The sequence below is a fragment of the Nocardioides sp. Z21_20 genome, from assembly GCF_059766585.1.
Genome location: NZ_JCBAJX010000002.1, coordinates 17,705 through 34,017, shown reverse-complemented (window position 1 = coordinate 34,017; position 16,313 = coordinate 17,705). Strand labels below are relative to the sequence as shown.

Genomic DNA, 16,313 nt, shown 5'->3' with positions numbered 1-16,313 from the left:
GCCGGTGGCGTCATTACGGTGCTGACATGCAACTCTTTCGGACGAAGTCGGTCGAGCAGTCCATCGCCGAGACCGACGAGCCGGAACACCGGCTGAAGAAGGACCTGGGCGTCCTGGACCTTCTGATCTTCGGCGTCGGCGTCATCATCGGCGCCGGCATCTTCGTGGTGACCGGGACCGTGGCCAAGACGAACTCCGGTCCGGCGATCACGATCTCCTTCGCGATCGCGGGACTGGCCTGCGGGCTGGCCGCGCTGTGCTACGCGGAGTTCGCGTCCACGCTGCCGGTCGCCGGGAGCGCCTACACGTTCAGCTACGCCTCCTTCGGTGAGCTCATCGCCTGGATCATCGGGTGGGACCTCGCCCTCGAGTTCACCATCGGCGCCGCGGCCCTGAGCACGAGCTTCTCCGGGTACTTCCAGGAGGTCTTCGCGGGCACGTTCCTCGAGGTGCCGACCTCGCTGGGATCGGCGGCGAACGGCACGGTCGACCTGCCGGCGGTGGTGATCTCGCTGCTGGTGATGGGCATCCTGATCGGCGGCATCAAGCTGTCGAGCCAGATCAACCAGGTGATCGTGGCGATCAAGCTGCTGGTGATCGCCGCGGTGATCATCTTCGGCATCGGCCACATCAAGGCCGACAACTACACGCCGTTCATCCCGCCCTCGAAGCCCGCGCCCGAGGCGAGCGGCAGCTTCATGGACGTCACCCTGATCAGCTGGCTGCTGGGGATCGAGCCGGCCGTCTACGGCCTCGCCGGCGTGATCGCCGGCGCCTCGATCGTGTTCTTCGCCTTCATCGGCTTCGACGTGGTCGCCACCACCGCCGAGGAGACCAAGAACCCGCAGCGCGACATCCCCCGCGGCATCCTCGGGTCGCTGGTCATCGTCACCCTGCTCTACATGGCGGTCAGCCTGGTCGTCACCGGCATGCGGAGCTACACCGAGATCGAGGCCGGCGACCCCGCCCCGCTGGCGACCGCCTTCGACTCCGTCGGCTTGGAGTTCATGGGCCGGCTGATCTCGATCGGGGCCTGCATCGGCCTGATCGTGGTGGTGATGATCCTGATGCTCGGCCAGACCCGGGTCGCGTTCGCGATGGCCCGCGACGGGCTGCTCCCCCCCGTCCTCGCCAAGGTGCACCCGCGGTTCGGCACGCCGTACGTGATCACGTTGATCACCGGCGTCGCGGTGGCGATCATCGGCGGCTTCGTCGACCTGGCCACGCTGGTCAACCTGGTCAGCATCGGCACGCTCTTCGCGTTCGTGCTGGTCAGCATCGGCGTGGTCATCCTGCGGCGCAGCCGCCCGGACCTGCCCCGGTCGTTCCGCACCCCGGCGGTCTACGTGGTCGCGACCGCCTCGGTGCTGCTGTGCTCCTACCTGATGCTGAACCTCACCGGCGGCACCTGGGTCCGGTTCCTGGTGTGGATGGCCATCGGGCTGGTCGTGTACGCCGTGTACGGCTACCGCCACTCCCGCCTCGGGAAGGCCCAGCCCGCTCCGGAGTCCACCCCCGACGTCGTCTAGGCGCTCGGCGGGCCTGCGACGTCAGGTCGACTTGAGGGCGAAGCCCATGTACGACATGCGGTCGTTCTTGACCGCGCCGAACTCGAGGCGACGGCTCAGCTCCCCGTAGCTGATGCTGCCTCGCTTGGCGCGGAAGGTGTTCCGCAGCACCGAGAGCGGGTTCGCGCGGGGGGCGAGGCCCACGATGTCGCGCACGTGCAGGCCTTCGGCGCGCAGGCCGGCCGTCAGCTCGGCGGGGGTGATGAACATGTCCCAGTCGTGGATGCTGGCCTCGTCGATCCGGGTCAGCGGCCACTCCTGCATCACCTTGATGGCGAGCAGCTTGCTGGTCCGGGTCCGGTTGACGGTGTCGAAGAGGAACACGCCCTCGGGCTTCGCGGCGCGGGCGATCTCGCCGAGCACCCGCTGGAGGTCGGACACGTGCTCGAGGACGTCGCAGGAGTAGACGAGGTCGAACTCTCCGTCGGAGACGGGCAGGTCCTCCCCGCGGCCGACCCGGTAGTCGATCTCCAGCCCGGACTCGGCCGCGTGGCGGCGTGCGGTGTCGATGGAGACCGCGGAGGGGTCGATGCCGACGACCTGACAGCCCATCCGCGCGAACTGCTCGGCGAGGAACCCGCCGCCGCAGCCCACGTCGAGCGCGCGCAGTCCCGCCGGGTCGAGGCCCAGGCGCTCGATCAGCACCTGGTGGAAGTAGGCGGCCCGCGCCGGCGTCATGCTCCCGTGCAGCATGTTCAGCGGGTTGCCCTCGTCCCACCAGCCAGCGCCCTCGCGGTCGTAGATGTCGTTGTCGATCGGCATGGCGAGCACCCTCCGGCTAGGCGGATCTCACCAGCGTAGGGGCGGGTCGGCGGGAGGGCACGGCTCTTTTATCGGATCCGGACGCGCACGGGCTCCGTGTGCTCGGAGACCAACCTGGCGGGGCCCGGCTCTGCGTCGAGGGGTACGTCGAAGCTCCAGGTCGCCCAGCCCAGATGGTCGTCCTCGACCTCGGCGTCGGTGCTGTCGAGGAGCCACGAGTCGTCGCCCTGCACGAGTCGCAGGGTCACGTCCTCGAACGGCTGCGGAGGCGGGTCGTCGTACTCGCAGTTGTCACAGCCCCAGACACCGGAGCAGCTCATGGTGTCGCGGCAGCCATCGACGAACGCACGGCCCTCGATCACTGTGGGCGCGCCGCGCTCGAGCAGGAGCGGCTCGGTGACCTCGAGGTACGGACTCACGCAGGAGGCGACCGCCGGCGCCTGCGGGAAGGGGGCGAAGGCGACGCCCAGCATCGTGGCGAGCAGGAGCAGGGGCGTTTGCTTCATGTGGAGCAGACGGGGAGGTGGCGGCATCGGTTCCGTGGCGCCTGGCACCACGAGTTGTAATCCATTGGTTGACAGTCCGCGTCGACGTTGGCTGCGGGCGTGGATCCGATCGTCGCAGCCCAAGCCGAGATCGGCGAGGCACTCGGCATGACACGGGAGGACGCATGTCCATCGACCAGGTCCGCGCGCTGACCGAGTGCGTGCTCCAACTCATCAGCGCCGGCGACTACGCGAGCCTCGAAGAGCTTCTCCACCCCGACGTCCGCAGCCAACTGCCAGAGAGCCTGGTGATGGACACCCTGGTCCAGCGTGCTGGCCGAGATCGGGGCACTGGAGAGGCAGTCCGACATCCACGTCGCGCTTCCGGGCGGGGAGAGGATCGAGGAGGACGAGGAGATCCTCGGAACCGTCGTCGGCGTCACGACGCTGAACTGCGAAGCCGGCGAAGTCATGGGGCGCGTCGCGGCGGACAACGAGCTACGCGTGGTCGGCCTGCTGATCGTCGCTCCCGACCAGCGGCCGCTGCCCTTCTAGGCGAGCTCTGGCATATGGAGCGGACGCGAGGATTTGAACCTCGACTCCTTCCCTGGAAGGGAAGCGTGCTGCAACTACACCACGTCCGCGAGGCAGCCTCTGACGAGGCTGACACGTTCGTAGTATGAACCCCCTTCGGGACCGTGCGGGCGCCAGGGTGCGACTCTGGGACCTCAGGCCTCCACGCCAGGTAAGAGCGTCGCGATCGCGCCGGTAACACGCAGCCTGCGGACGCAATCGCAGCAGCAGATGCGGAGACCCTGTTGCCCGGATGGACAGCAGGTGGCCCGCGTCAGACTGGACGCCCGATGGCGGCCCATCCGCCAACGTCGCTCTGGCCGTACTCATTGCCGCCGGCGGCGAGGACGCATCCATCCGCCCGAAGCCCGAGTGTGTGGTTGGCGCCAGCAGCGACCTCGACGATCTCCCGCCAGGTCGAGACATCGCACTGACCCGCGTCGTTGTTGCCCACGGCCATCGCCCGGCCGGATGAGGTCACGGCCACCGTGTGGTGGCTGCCGGCGGCCACGGCCATGACGTCCGACCACTGGTCCACCTCGCAAGCACCTGCCGACTTCGCTCCTGCCGCGAGGACGGTTCCGGTCGTGGTGAGCGCGATGGTGTGGACCGAACCCGCTGCGACAGCGACGACGTCACGCCAGGCTTCGATCCTGCACTGCCCGCGGCGCTCGTTTCCGCTGGCCACGACGGTCCCGTCCCTGCCCAGGCCTACCGAGTGCCAGTCCCCGCAGGCGAGTGCGACGATCTGGCGCCATGAACCGACGTCGCATGCTCCTTCGTCGCGACGTCCCGCAGCGACGACGGTGCCGTCCGCCCGCAGAGCGAGCGTGCGGCGCCAGCCTGCGGCGATAGCGGTGATCTCGCGCCATTGGGCCACGTCGCACTGGCCGTGCCCGTTCCAGCCCACCGCGGTCACGGTGCCGTCCGCGATCAAACCCACGCTGTGTGACCGCCCGGTGTTGGACGCCGCATGTACATTCCCAGCCGCCACCGCCACCACCTCTGCCCAATCGGCGGTGCGAGACTCGCTGGCTGCCCCTGCCCCGGCTGAGGCGACGGCCCCATCGATCCGCAGTCCCAGCGAATGGCGCGGCCCCGCAGCGAGGGCGTGGATATTCACCGCACCAGCATGCCCGGGAGATCGAGCGTCCGTGGGCGCGGCCCTCCGCGCCCACGGACCCCATCGCGTCGACACTCGCAACGGTCGCTCATCGGCAGACCCGGGCGTCTAACGCGGCGGTGGGTCGAACCTGAGGCGCGCACGACCGAACCGCGGCGGCGAAACTTGCCTTGAGTTTGGCTGTCGTGGTTTTCTCTAGGTACATATTCGATCTAGATACACACCGGGGGCCCCAATGAAGGACACGACGGCATGGCCCGTGAGGGACCAGGAGTGGGTGGCGCGCTACCGGATGTCGATCGCGGACAAGCACGTTCCGGCGTATGCCCTCGAGCAGCGCGAGCATGAGCTGCTCAGCGCGGTGCGCGAAGCGGAGGTACCCGCGGCCGAGCTCTTCGGAGACGCCGATGTGCTCGCGGCAGAAGACGCTGCCGAGCTTGCGACTGTGGACGAGGAGGTACGCGGATCCCTGGGTGGTGGCCTGCGGCCAGCGCTGCGGGAGGTCGGCAACACTTTGATGGGGGCCGGCATCGTCGCAGTGCTGCTCCTGATCGTCCGTGAGGGCTGGTCGGTCGACATCGACATCGCGTTGGTTCTGGTCGCCGGCGGCGTGCTGGTCGTCTTTGTGGGTTGGGTCGTCAGTCGAGCGCTGTTCGCTGCCGGTCGTTCGGCCGCGGCGGTTGGAGTGCTGATCGCCTCCGGCGCGGCCGCACTCGCAGGCATCGCCTCCGCAGCGAGCCTGGGCGCCGGCCACATCGCGGCGAGCGACGTGCCGACGCCACTCCTGGCTCTGGGGATGCTTGCTCCAGGCGTCGCCGCGCTCGTGGCCTCGAGTCGGATGACCCAGCGGGAATCCCAAGAGGGCTGGGACGACGCCCAGTGGCTGCGTCGCTTCCGGGGAAGCCTGCGAGCTCATCTGGTGCCGGCCACCACCGCCCGGGGCCACGTCGCCGAGATCGAGCAGTCGCTGGTGACGGGGAAGACGGCGGCCTTTGCGGAGTTCGGCCACCCGCTGACCCTGGCCCGCGAAGTGGCCACGGCAGACCGCACCGCGCGGAAGCGACGCTGGTGGCTGTCCACGGTGGCCGGCACGGGCGCTCCGCTGGCCATCGGGGCACTCATGATCGTGAACCAGAGCTGGGGAGTCATGTCGATCCCGGTGGCCGTGGCCTTCCTGCTCGCCGGGGCCATCGCCCCGATCGTCAGGTGGGGCGACCGACCGTGGGCGAAGGGGCAGTGAGCCTGGCCGCCTGGCAGCGAGCCTCGTTGCCGATGCTCATCCTGAGCGCGCTCGCGGTCGCGCCGCGACATGGGTACGGCATCTCGCAGGCTCTCGTGGCTGCGGGACTACAGCCGATCAAGGGCGCGCAGCTCTACCCCGTGCTCGTACGCCTCCAGGACGAGGGAGCGATCGTGGCTCAGTGGGAGCAGAGCGAGTCGGGCCCGGCCCGCAAGGTCTACGAACTCACGGCCGCAGGACGCACGCAACTCGAGGAACTTGTCACGCAGTGGCAAACGTTCATGGAGGCGGTGGAGACAGTCGGCCGGCCGGGCTGAAAGGTGACCCCTGGGTGCGGGGTGTCGACATGAGATCCCCGAAACGACCCGGTCGAGCAGTCCGTCGAGGAACCCCACAGCGGTGCTCGTACGCCTCTTCACGCTGCGCCCCTACCGGCGGCCGGGATCGCCCGTCCGGAGGCTCCATTCGGGACGGGTCGACTCGCGGGCGGCTGGCAACACTGCGCGGTGGACAGCGTCGCCCGAACGCACTCGACGACGGAACGTGTCGCTGCATTCTGGGTGGAATGCCGCGGCCCGGTTGCCGCACTTCCGACATGACCCCACATGCAGGAGCCCTGCACAGGCGGGGAACCGGCCGACCTACGAGCGGACGCGCCGGCGGTTGACTGCGTGGCCAGGAGTCTGCCGCTCTCGAGTTCCTCGGCTTGACTCGCAACCGTGAGGGAGCGTGGCGGCCCTCGGGTGGATGGGCCGGCGACCCGGGCCCGGTGGACTCCGACGAGGTCCTCACGACCTACGGCGGCTGGGGCGGAGCCAGACAGCCCGCCGTGTTCGGAGGTTGGGTGACCGACCCGTCGGCGTACGCCGCACGGCTGGTCGACCCGATGACCGGCCGAGTGCTGACCGACCAGGTCTTCAACGAGGTCGTCATCTTCATGGCCTCGGACCCACTGCCGTTGCGGTACGGGCAGGTCGAGCTGCTCGACCACGACCAGTCCGTCCTCCGGGCTGGTCCCGCCCAACGCACCGAACGCCACTGACTCAGGAACCAACTCACCCCCGCCCCCGTCCATGTCGACATGACGCCACTTCGCGCCGCCCTCACCGCCTGCCTCGCGGCGCTGGCCCTCGCGGGCTGCTCGAACAACTCGACAGACGCGACGCCGCCCAAGCCCGACGAGCAGGCCAGCGAGCAGTGGCGCCGGCTGCCGGAGGCTCCGCTGACTCCCCGCGACCACGCGGTGGTGGTCGGCGTCGGCGAGCGGATGCTGGTGGTCGGCGGCTGGGAGTTCCTCTGCCCGCCGACGGCCGACTGCGCGACGCCCGAGGGGCCACTTCTCGACGATGGCGCCGTCTTCGACCTGGCCACCGACTCGTGGAGGCCGATCGCCTCGCCGCCGTTCGGGCTGATCCGGCAGGAGCACGGCACCGCCGCGCTGAACGGGTCGGCGTACCTGCTCACCGACTGCGCGGACGGCCCGATGTGTGGCGCTCGCCCGCGGTTGCTCGCCTACGACCTGGCCGAGGACCGCTGGACCGATCACGGCGCGGTGCCCGGCCCGAAGCACCACCGCTACCTGGCACGGGTCGACAAGCGCCTGCTGGTCCACTCCGACAGCGACGAGGGCGGGGAGGCCACCGACCTGCTCTACGACCCCGCGACAGTGGCCTGGACGACGCTGCCCGACGACCCGATGGAGCGCAGCTACGACCGCTCCATCGTGGCGACCGGCGACCAGCTGGTCCTCGCCGGGTCGTCGATCTCCTCGGTGGAGACGGGCGAGGACTCCGCGAAGCAGTTCGCGCGGCTCGACCTCGCCACCGGCGAGTGGACCGCGCTCCCCGACGCTCCGGGACCGGGCTACCATCTGCTGGCGACCGACCGGGGCCCGTTGTTCAACGGCCACTTCATCACGTCACCGGGGTGGCTGCTCGACCCCGACACCTGGACCTGGTCCGAGATGCCCCAGCACGCCGGCAAGAACGTCGACCTGAGGGGCGTGCTGGAGCGCCGCCGGGCCGTCTACGACATCCCGAACAGCGTCGGCGAGATGGCCACTGCCCACCAACTGCTCGTCTACGACAGCGTCGCGCAGGACTACGCGCGGATCCCGGCGCCGCCCGGCCGCGAGGACGTCTACGACGACTCCAGCACGGCGCTGGGGCGCAGCCTCTTCGTGTTCGGCGGACAGCGATGGACCGGCTCGCGTGCCGACGGCAGGGACGGCGAGGGTGAGCTCGTCGCCGACCCGTGGCTGTGGACGCCACCGGCCGCTTGACCCGAGACGCCCAGAGCGCGCCGCCCCGCGGCGGTCAGGGCGCCGACCCGGGGTCGCCCGCCCAGGTCCACGCGTAGGCCGGGTCCTCGACCGCCAGCCCGCCCTCGGCCAGCTCCAGCGGCGCGAAGGTGTCCACCATCACCGCCAGCTCGTCGAACGACTCCGCGCCCAGCGATGCCTCGATCGCCGAGGGCTGCGGGCCGTGCGCGTAGCCACCGGGGTGCAGCGAGATCGAGCCCCGCCCGATCCCCGAGCCCTTGCGCGCCTCGTAGTCGCCGGCGACGTAGAACATCACCTCATCGGAGTCCACGTTGGAGTGGTAGTAGGGCACCGGCACCGCGAGCGGGTGGTAGTCGACCTTGCGCGGCACGAAGTTGCAGATCACGAAGTTGTGCCCCTCGAACACCTGGTGCACCGGCGGCGGCTGGTGCACCCGCCCGGTGATCGGCTCGAAGTCCTCGACGTTGAGCGTCCACGGATACAGGCAGCCGTCCCAGCCGACCACGTCGAAGGGGTGGCTCGCATACGTCATCCGGGTGCCGACGATGCGCCCGGCCACGCGGTGCTTGACCAGCACGTCGATGCCCTCGCCGGTCACCAGCAGCGGCTCACTCGGGCCCCGCAGGTCGCGCTCGCAGTACGGTGCGTGCTCGAGCAGCTGCCCGTAGCGCGAGAGGTAGCGCCGCGGCGGCGCGATGTGGGAGTTGGCCTCCACCACGTACAGCGCGGACTCCTCCACCGGCTCCCAGCGGTGCGTCGTCGCCCGCGGGATCACCACGTAGTCCCCCGCCCGGTAGGTCAGCATCCCGAACACCGTCTCCACCGCGCCCGAGCCCCGCTCGACGAAGACGCACTCGTCGCCGATCGCGTTGCGGTAGAGCGCCGAGGGCTCCGTCCCGGTCACCACGTAGGCGATCCGGACGTCGGCGTTGGCCAGCACCACCCGCCGGTCGGTGACCGCGTCGGGCCCGGTCTTCAGCTCGTGCAGCCTCAGGTGGCGCGGCTTCAGCGGGTGGTTCGACACCCGGGTCTGGTCGGGCAGCTCCCAGACCTGCGACGCGGTGATCGCCGAGGGCACGCCGCGGTGGTAGAGCAGCGAGGAGTCCGAGGAGAAGCCCTCCTCCCCCATCAGCTCCTCGCGGCGCAGCCGACCCTCGGCGTCCCGGAACTGGGTGTGGCGCTTCGGCGGCACCGCGCCGACGCTGCGGTAGTGGGCCATCAGTCGCTCCCGATCACTGGCCGGACACCGATAACCGAACGCTTTCGTCCGCTATCTGTCTCGTGGTTAGAGTAGCTCTCGTGTCAACGCCCACCCCCTCCTCCGCCCCGTCCGCCGAGTGGCCCGCCGCCTTCCGCGGCCTCCTCGACGACGCCGCGGTGTTCCCGCCCGGGGACGCCGCGCTACCCGACGCGCTCGCGGCGTACGTCGCGCGCGGCGAGCGCCCCGAGGCGGCGTTCGTGCGCTCCTTCGTGGTCCCCGACGTACAGCTCTCCCAGGTGACGGCCCCGGTGCCGGTCTCGGTCGTGGTCACCGGCGGCGCCGGCGCGATCCCCGGGGCGCTGCGCCAGCTCGAGCGCAGCCCCGCCGCGCCGGCCGGGCTGGAGATCGCGCTGCGCGACCTCGACGACCTCGCCGGCAACGCGCGCCGGGTCGTCGCCGCCGTCGACGCCGCCCGCGCCGAGGGGCTCCTCGACGAGGACACCCCCGTGCACGTCGAGCTGCCCGCCCAGGACCCGCGCCCCTCCTGGCTGGCCGCCGCCGACGAGGTCGCCTCCGCCGAGCTCTCGCTGAAGCTGCGCACCGGCGGCGCCGCGGCCGACCAGATCCCGTCGGCCGCCACCCTCGCCGCCTGGATCGACGCCGCGCTGGACCGGGAGCTGGCGTTCAAGTGCACCGCCGGGCTGCACCGCGCGGTCCGCCACACCGACGACTCCCCGGGCGGCGACGGGCTAACCCGGCACGGCTTCCTCAACCTGCTGCTCGCCACCCGCGCCGCCTTCGACGGCGAGCCCCGCGAGGCGGTGACCGCGCTGCTCGACGAGCGCGACCCGACCGCGCTGCTCACCCGCTGGCGCGAGCACGGCGACGACACGATGGCGCGCACCCGGCGCTGGTTCACCTCCTTCGGTTCGTGCAGCGTCGACGAGCCGTTGGCCGACCTGCGGGCGCTGGGCCTGCTGACCACCGAGGAGTAGCCATGAGCAGCTGGGTACCGGGCGCGGCCGGATCGCCGTGGGACGTCGACAACCTGCCGTACGGCGTGTTCGAGGCGCCGGGCGAGGCGGCCCGGGTGGGGGTGCGGATCGGGGACCTCGTCCTCGACCTGGCCCCGGCCGCCGCGACCGACCTGCCCGAGATCGCCCACCTGTTCGAGGAGGACTCGCTCAACGCGTTCCTCGCCTCCGGGCGCCACACCTGGACCGCGGTGCGGCACTGGCTGGTGGACCTGCTCGGCGAGGAGACCGGACGCGACGCCGCCGAGCCGTACCTGGTGCCGCTGAGCGAGGTGCGCCTGCGGATGCCGTTCCAGGTCGGCGACTACGTGGACTTCTACGCCTCCGAGCAGCACGCCTCCAACGTGGGGCGGATCCTGCGCCCCGGCCAGGAGCCGCTGCTGCCGAACTGGCGCCACCTCCCGGTCGGCTACCACGGCCGGGCCGGCACCGTCGTCCCCTCCGGCACCGCCATCGTCCGCCCGCACGGGCAGCGCAAGGGCGCCGACGACGCCGCGCCGCTGTTCGGCCCCAGCACCCGCCTGGACCTCGAGGCCGAGCTCGGCTTCGTCGTCGGCACCGGCACCGCGCTCGGCGAGGCGATCCCCACCGCCGACTTCGCCGAGCACGTCTTCGGCGTCGTCGGGCTCAACGACTGGTCCGCGCGTGACCTGCAGGCCTGGGAGTACGTGCCGCTGGGCCCCTTCCTCGGCAAGTCGTTCGCCACCAGCATCTCCGCCTGGGTCACCCCGCTCGACGCGCTCGCCCACGCCTGGGTCGACCTGCCCGGCCAGGACCCCGAGCCGCTGGACTACCTGCGCGTCGAGGGCGCCGCCGGCCTGGACATCGCGATCGAGGTGGAGATCTGCGGCCACGTCGTGTCCCGCCCGCCATACCGCTCGATGTACTGGTCGCCCGCGCAGATGCTCGCCCACCTGACCGTGAACGGCGCCTCCACCCGCCCCGGCGACCTCTTCGCCTCCGGCACCGTCTCCGGCTCCGAGCCCGGCCAGCGCGGATCGCTGCTCGAGCTCAGCTGGGGCTGGCGCGAGCCGTTCGCGGTCGGCGAGGAGGTCCGCACCGCGCTCGAGGACGGCGACGAGGTGGTGCTGCGCTACACCGCGCCCGGGTCGGCCGGGGGGCGGATCGCGCTGGGCGAGGTGCGCGGGACGATGCTGCCGGCGCGCTGAGCGGCCTCCGCCCCCTGCCTGCGCGCCGCCCGCACGCGACGTACCCGCGCGGCCGTCACCGCGAGGAACGCCAGCGCGAACACGACGTACCAGCCCGACATCGCCACCTGCCACGGCGTCAGGTCCAGCTCGACGCGGTCGCCGTGTGGGACCCACCACACCACGGACGAGCCGAACACCGCGACCCCCAGCACCGCCAGCCAGCGACACTCGCGCCAGCACAGCGCGAGCGCCGGGATGCACCAGACCCAGTGGTGGCTCCACGAGATCGGCGAGACCACCAGCCCGGTGAACGCCGCCGCGAGCAGCCCCCACGCCCCGCCGAGCTCGCGGTGCGCCAGCGCCGCGATCGCCAGCCCGACGAGGAGCACCACCGCGATCACCACCAGCTCGCCCGCGCTCGCCTCGCGGGTATGGGTGGCGCGCACCAGCCACCCGCGCACGGTCTGGTTGATCGAGTTCTCCAGCCGGCCCACCCGCTCGGCGTCGAAGAGGTACCGGGTCCAGTAGTCCCAGGTCGCCTGAGGCGTCACCGCCAGCGAGACCAGCGCCGCCGCGGCGGCGCTCAGGCAGGCGGTGAACGCGGCCCGGAACCGGCCGGTCAGCAGCAGGTGCACGATGAAGATCGCCGGCGTCACCTTGATCGCGGCGGCCAACCCGATCCCGACCCCCTTGAGCCGCGAGCCCGCCGGCAGCGCCGCGTCGGCCAGCACCAGGCACAGCAGCGCCAGGTTGATCTGACCGAAGCGGCTGGTCAGCACCACCGGCTCGGCCCACAGCGCCGCCGCGCCCAGCAGCGCCGACCCCACGAGTACGTCGCGCGTCCAGGCGCCCGCCACCAGCCGCACCGAGAGCAACGCCGCCAGCACCACCAGCCCCGCGTTGAGGAACACCGAGACCGACTCGGCCGCCGTCTCCGGCCAGAACGACCCCGGCACGAAGAGCAGCGCCGCGAACGGCGGGTAGGTGGCCAGGCCGTGCTGCCCGGGCAACGGCGCGTAGAGGTCGATGCCCTCGCGCACCGCGCGGCCCTCGGCGAGGTAGACGTGCAGGTCCACGAAGCCGGGCCGGTCCAGCGTCGTCAGCACCAGCAGGTGCGCGAGCAGCGAGCAGGCCAGGACGCCGCCGGCGAGCCACCCGCCGTACCTGCTGCGTCCTGCGGTCATCCGCTCCCCCGAGCCTCGACCTGACACCCGCACCGAATCGAGCATCGTGACCCGGCTTGTCTACCATGGTCCGAGCAAAGGGTTTAGGCGCGTCTTGGTGGTGGGTTCGACGCGCAGTCCGTCGCACCCGAAAGATCACGCGTGTCCCCTCTTGCCTCCTACCGGCGCCTCTACCAGCTCGCCGGCCCCTTCTACGTCTTCGTCGCCTTCATCGGCCGGATCCCCCTCGCGATGGCCCAGCTGGGCTCGCTGCTGCTGGTCTCCACCGAGACCGGCTCCTACGGCACCGGCGGCCTCGCCGCGGGCGCCCTCGCGGTCGCCAACGCGTTCGGCTCGCCGTTCGCCGGTGTCCTGGCCGACCGGATCGGCCAGCGTCCCGTCGTGCTCATCCAGTCCCTGGTCGGCGCCGCCGCGCTGACCACCCTGGTCATGCTGACCACCGCCGGTGCCGCCGACCCGCTGCTGGTCGGCGCCGCCGCCCTGGCCGGCCTGGTGATGCCCCAGGTGGGTCCGCTGGCGCGGGTCCGCTGGCGGCCGATGACCGAGGGCACCGGCAACCACCAGCGCAAGCTCATCGACGCCGCGTTCTCCTACGAGGGCGCCGCCGACGAGGCCTCGTTCATGGTCGGCCCGGCCATCGTCGGCATCGCCGCGGTCGCGTTCTCCCCCGGCGGGGCGATGCTCACCGCCGCCGCCCTGCTCGCGATCTTCGGCTGTGCGTTCGCGCTGCACCCGACCGCGCGCCTGACCGGCGGTGTCATCCACACCCCCTCCTCGGGCCGGCTGGTGACCAGCGTGTTCGTCGCGCTGCTGGTCTCCCAGGCCTGCATCGGGATGCTCTTCGGCGCCACCCAGACCGGTACGACGGCGCTCGCCGACGAGTTCGGGCAGGCCGGTCTCGCGGGGCTGATCCACGCCATGCTCGGCATCGGCAGCGTCATCGCCGGGCTGGCCACCGTCTACCTGCCCGACCGGATCGGCCACGAGAAGCGGATCCTGGTCGCCTCCAGCGCGCTGCTGCTGCTCTCCCTGCCGCTGCTGCTCGTCGACTCCATCGCCGGCCTGGTCGTGGTGGTCATCCTGCTCGGCTTCGGCGTCGCGCCGTACATGATCGGCGTCTTCACCCTCGGCGAGCGGATCGTGCCGCAGAGCCGGATCGGGCTGGCGATGACGCTGCTGGCCGGCGCCACCGGCATCGGCTACGCCCTCGGCTCGAGCACCGCCGGCCGGCTCGCGGACCTGCACGGCTACACCGCGGCGTTCTGCGTCACGATCAGCGCGATGGCGATCGGCACCCTGCTCGCCGCGTTCACCAACTGGCGGGCGAAGACCGCCGGGCTCACCGCCCCCGAGCAGCCGGCGCCCGCCGTACCGGTGGAGCAGAACGCCTGAGCCACCCCGCGGGCCGGCCGGGTTCCTCGCGCCGGCCGGCCTGCGGGGTCGTGTGCCTGAGGACGCGCTCCGGCGCGTCGTGGGGCACACGACCCGGGCTGCGCGGGGGCTGCGGGGGCGCGGCCGGAATGTAGAAGGCCCCGGCCCTGCTCTCGCAGGACCGGGGCCGTTCTGTGGCAGATGAAGGATTCGAACCTTCGAAGGCATAAGCCGACGGATTTACAGTCCGCTCCCATTGGCCGCTCGGGCAATCTGCCACGCGGTCTCCGTGCCGAGTTGGCCCGGTGACAGCAAGACGAAAGAATAGCGCAGCACCTCCGACAGACGAAAACCGCCGTCCCCGACGGCACGAAGGAGAAACCCATGGCCGACTCGTCGTTCGACATCGTCAGCAAGCTCGACCGCCAGGAGGTCGACAACGCGCTGGGGCAGACCGCGCGGGAGATCGCCACCCGATACGACTTCAAGGGCACCGGCGCCAGCATCGAATGGCAGGGCGAGCACGGGGTCGAGATCACCGCCTCGGCCGACGACCGCGCCACCGCCGTCCTCGACGTGTTCAAGGACAAGCTCATCAAGCGCAACCAGTCGCTGAAGATCCTCGACGCCGGCGAGCCCCGCCAGTCCGGCCAGGTCTCGAAGATCTCGATCACGCTCAAGGAGGGCATCTCCTCCGAGGACGCCAAGAAGATCTCCAAGCTGATCCGCGACGAGGGCCCCAAGGGCGTCAAGGCGCAGATCCAGGGCGACGAGCTGCGGGTCTCCTCGAAGAAGCGCGACGATCTGCAGGCGGTGCAGGCGCTGGTGAAGTCCCAGGACCTGGAGTTCGCCGTACAGTTCACCAACTATCGCTGAGCCGACCGACAGGGAGCGATCGATGAACTTCCGGACCCAGGCGCTCGAGGCGCTGAGCAGCATCCGCCCCAAGCAGATCGCCAGCACCGACCAGCAGCTCCAGCACGCGCAGGTGCTCGCCCTGCTCGCCGTCAGCGAGGAGCTCGCGCTGCTGCGCGAGCAGGGGACCCCCGCCGCCGGCTCCCCGCAGGGCTCCTAGAGCAGGAAGCCGAAGAGCGGGCTGTCCGGGGGCACCCGCTCGATGCGGGGCGGGGCCTCCTGCATCCGCTCCCACAGCGCCGCGTAGTCAGCCGGGTCGCCGAGCTCGATGCCCACCAGGGCCGGGCCGGTCTCCCGGTTGTTGCGCTTGACGTACTCGAACAGCGCGATGTCGTCGTCCGGGCCGAGGACGTCGTCGAGGAAGCGCCGCAGCGCGCCCGGCTCCTGGGGGAAGTCCACCAGGAAGTAGTGCTTGCGGCCCTCGTGGATCAGCGCCCGCTCCACGATCTCGGCGTAGCGGCTGACGTCGTTGTTGCCGCCGCTGACCACGCACAGCACCTCGCTGCCCGGCTCCGGCACGTACGCCGTGCCCAGGGCGGCGGTGGCCAGCGCTCCGGCGGGCTCGGCGATGATCCCGTCGGACTGGTAGAGGTCGAGCATCTCCATGCAGACCCCGCCCTCAGGCACGCTGACCAGCTCGACGCCCGCGTCGCGCACCAGCTCGAACGGCACGTCGCCCACCCGTCGTACGGCCGCACCGTCGACGAAGGAGTCGATGCTCGCCAGCACGACCGGGCCCCCGGCCGCCAGCGCCGCGGCCATGCTCGCGGCCCCGGCGGGCTCCACGCCCACCACGCGCAGGCCGGGGTGCCGCTCGCGCAGCCAGGCCACCGAGCCGGCCAGCAGTCCCCCGCCCCCGACCGGCAGCACCACCACGTCGGGGACGTGGCCGAGCTGCTCGATCGCCTCGAGGACGACCGTCCCCTGGCCGGCGACGGTGCGCGGGTCGTCGAAGGCCGGCACCAGCGTCGCGCCCGTCGCCGCGGCGTACTTGCTGGCTGCCTCGGCCGCCTCGTCGTAGGTGTCGCCCACCACCCGTACCTCGACCGCGTCGCCGCCGAGCACCGCGATCCGCTCGCGCTTCTGGCGCGGGGTGGTGCGCGGCAGGTGCACCGTGCCGCGTACGCCGAGGCGTGCGCAGGCGAGCGCGAAGCCCTGGGCGTGGTTGCCCGCGCTGGCGCACACCACGCCCCGGGCGCGCACCTCGGGATCGAGCTGGACGATGAGGTTGTAGGCGCCGCGCACCTTGTAGGAGCGGACCACCTGCAGGTCCTCGCGCTTGAGCCAGACTGTGGCGCCGGTGCGCGCGCTCAGCCGGGCGTTCAGCTGCAGCGGCGTCGCCGCGACGGTCTCCACGAGCCGCTCGGCCGCCTCCTCGACGCTGGCGGCGGTGACGAGGGGCTGCGTGGTGGGGTCGGGGTGCAT

General features: G+C 71.4%; 17 protein-coding genes and 2 tRNA genes. 11 read left to right on the top strand and 8 right to left on the bottom strand.

The genetic code is table 11. The features are described from left to right. Positions 1-26: 26 nt before the first annotated feature. Positions 27-1,529, top strand: coding sequence for an amino acid permease (locus tag AC6EH9_RS03720; protein ID WP_498420684.1), 1,503 nt, complete (start codon positions 27-29; stop codon positions 1,527-1,529). 21 nt (positions 1,530-1,550) lie between these two features. On the opposite strand, the gene ubiG is transcribed toward AC6EH9_RS03720, so the two are convergent. Further along, complete coding sequence (gene ubiG, locus AC6EH9_RS03715) at positions 1,551-2,330, bottom strand: bifunctional 2-polyprenyl-6-hydroxyphenol methylase/3-demethylubiquinol 3-O-methyltransferase UbiG (RefSeq protein WP_498420683.1); 780 nt, start codon at positions 2,328-2,330, stop codon at positions 1,551-1,553. 68 nt (positions 2,331-2,398) lie between these two features. Next, the gene (locus AC6EH9_RS03710) at positions 2,399-2,836 is read right to left on the bottom strand and encodes a hypothetical protein (RefSeq protein ID WP_498420682.1); all 438 of its coding nucleotides are present in this window, start codon (positions 2,834-2,836) and stop codon (positions 2,399-2,401) included. Between the two features lie 309 nt (positions 2,837-3,145). Between AC6EH9_RS03710 and AC6EH9_RS03705 the strand changes: the two genes are divergently transcribed. Further along, positions 3,146-3,370: a hypothetical protein gene (locus AC6EH9_RS03705; RefSeq protein WP_498420680.1), complete on the top strand. Its 225-nt coding sequence runs from the start codon at positions 3,146-3,148 to the stop codon at positions 3,368-3,370. Between the two features lie 15 nt (positions 3,371-3,385). Here the strand turns inward: AC6EH9_RS03705 and AC6EH9_RS03700 are convergent. After that, positions 3,386-3,459, bottom strand: a tRNA-Gly gene (locus AC6EH9_RS03700). Positions 3,460-3,662: 203 nt separating this feature from the next. Next, positions 3,663-4,511: an RCC1 domain-containing protein gene (locus AC6EH9_RS03695; protein ID WP_498420679.1), complete on the bottom strand. Its 849-nt coding sequence runs from the start codon at positions 4,509-4,511 to the stop codon at positions 3,663-3,665. 235 nt (positions 4,512-4,746) lie between these two features. Between AC6EH9_RS03695 and AC6EH9_RS03690 the strand changes: the two genes are divergently transcribed. From AC6EH9_RS03690 to AC6EH9_RS03675, 4 genes are all read left to right on the top strand, one after another. Further along, entirely contained in the window at positions 4,747-5,751 is a 1,005-nt protein-coding gene (locus AC6EH9_RS03690) for a hypothetical protein (RefSeq protein WP_498420676.1), read from the top strand. A gap of 32 nt (positions 5,752-5,783) precedes the next feature. Continuing rightward, on the top strand, positions 5,784-6,068 hold the full coding sequence (locus AC6EH9_RS03685; protein ID WP_498420674.1) for a PadR family transcriptional regulator: 285 nt from the start codon (positions 5,784-5,786) through the stop codon (positions 6,066-6,068). Positions 6,069-6,457: 389 nt separating this feature from the next. Continuing rightward, on the top strand, positions 6,458-6,793 hold the full coding sequence (locus AC6EH9_RS03680; protein ID WP_498420672.1) for a hypothetical protein: 336 nt from the start codon (positions 6,458-6,460) through the stop codon (positions 6,791-6,793). A gap of 39 nt (positions 6,794-6,832) precedes the next feature. Then, positions 6,833-8,032, top strand: a complete 1,200-nt coding sequence (locus tag AC6EH9_RS03675) for a Kelch repeat-containing protein (protein WP_498420671.1) — start codon at positions 6,833-6,835, stop codon at positions 8,030-8,032. 34 nt (positions 8,033-8,066) lie between these two features. On the opposite strand, the gene AC6EH9_RS03670 is transcribed toward AC6EH9_RS03675, so the two are convergent. Then, positions 8,067-9,251, bottom strand: a complete 1,185-nt coding sequence (locus tag AC6EH9_RS03670; protein ID WP_498420669.1) for a homogentisate 1,2-dioxygenase — start codon at positions 9,249-9,251, stop codon at positions 8,067-8,069. 80 nt (positions 9,252-9,331) lie between these two features. On the opposite strand from AC6EH9_RS03670, the gene AC6EH9_RS03665 reads away from it, so the two are divergent. Together AC6EH9_RS03665 and fahA are read left to right on the top strand one after the other, a co-directional pair. After that, positions 9,332-10,228, top strand: coding sequence for a hypothetical protein (locus tag AC6EH9_RS03665; protein WP_498420667.1), 897 nt, complete (start codon positions 9,332-9,334; stop codon positions 10,226-10,228). A 2-nt stretch (positions 10,229-10,230) separates the two neighbouring features. Beyond that, entirely contained in the window at positions 10,231-11,436 is a 1,206-nt protein-coding gene (fahA, locus tag AC6EH9_RS03660) for a fumarylacetoacetase (RefSeq protein ID WP_498420664.1), read from the top strand. Here fahA and AC6EH9_RS03655 read toward each other — a convergent pair. Beyond that, positions 11,361-12,602 (bottom strand): glycosyltransferase 87 family protein, encoded by a 1,242-nt coding sequence (locus AC6EH9_RS03655; protein ID WP_498420661.1) that lies wholly within the window; start codon positions 12,600-12,602, stop codon positions 11,361-11,363. The two genes, fahA and AC6EH9_RS03655, sit on opposite strands and share 76 nt — an antisense overlap. Before the next feature lie 141 nt (positions 12,603-12,743). Here AC6EH9_RS03655 and AC6EH9_RS03650 point away from each other — a divergent pair, with 141 nt between their 5' ends. Then, positions 12,744-13,994, top strand: a complete 1,251-nt coding sequence (locus AC6EH9_RS03650; protein ID WP_498420659.1) for an MFS transporter — start codon at positions 12,744-12,746, stop codon at positions 13,992-13,994. Positions 13,995-14,168: 174 nt separating this feature from the next. Here the strand turns inward: AC6EH9_RS03650 and AC6EH9_RS03645 are convergent. Beyond that, positions 14,169-14,251: transfer RNA gene (locus AC6EH9_RS03645), tRNA-Tyr, on the bottom strand. A gap of 106 nt (positions 14,252-14,357) precedes the next feature. Between AC6EH9_RS03645 and AC6EH9_RS03640 the strand changes: the two genes are divergently transcribed. Together AC6EH9_RS03640 and AC6EH9_RS03635 are read left to right on the top strand one after the other, a co-directional pair. Continuing rightward, positions 14,358-14,849 (top strand): YajQ family cyclic di-GMP-binding protein, encoded by a 492-nt coding sequence (locus AC6EH9_RS03640; RefSeq protein ID WP_498420657.1) that lies wholly within the window; start codon positions 14,358-14,360, stop codon positions 14,847-14,849. Between the two features lie 22 nt (positions 14,850-14,871). Continuing rightward, positions 14,872-15,048, top strand: coding sequence for a hypothetical protein (locus tag AC6EH9_RS03635; protein WP_498420654.1), 177 nt, complete (start codon positions 14,872-14,874; stop codon positions 15,046-15,048). On the opposite strand, the gene ilvA is transcribed toward AC6EH9_RS03635, so the two are convergent. After that, the gene (ilvA, locus tag AC6EH9_RS03630) at positions 15,045-16,313 is read right to left on the bottom strand and encodes a threonine ammonia-lyase IlvA (RefSeq protein WP_498420653.1); all 1,269 of its coding nucleotides are present in this window, start codon (positions 16,311-16,313) and stop codon (positions 15,045-15,047) included. The two genes, AC6EH9_RS03635 and ilvA, sit on opposite strands and share 4 nt — an antisense overlap.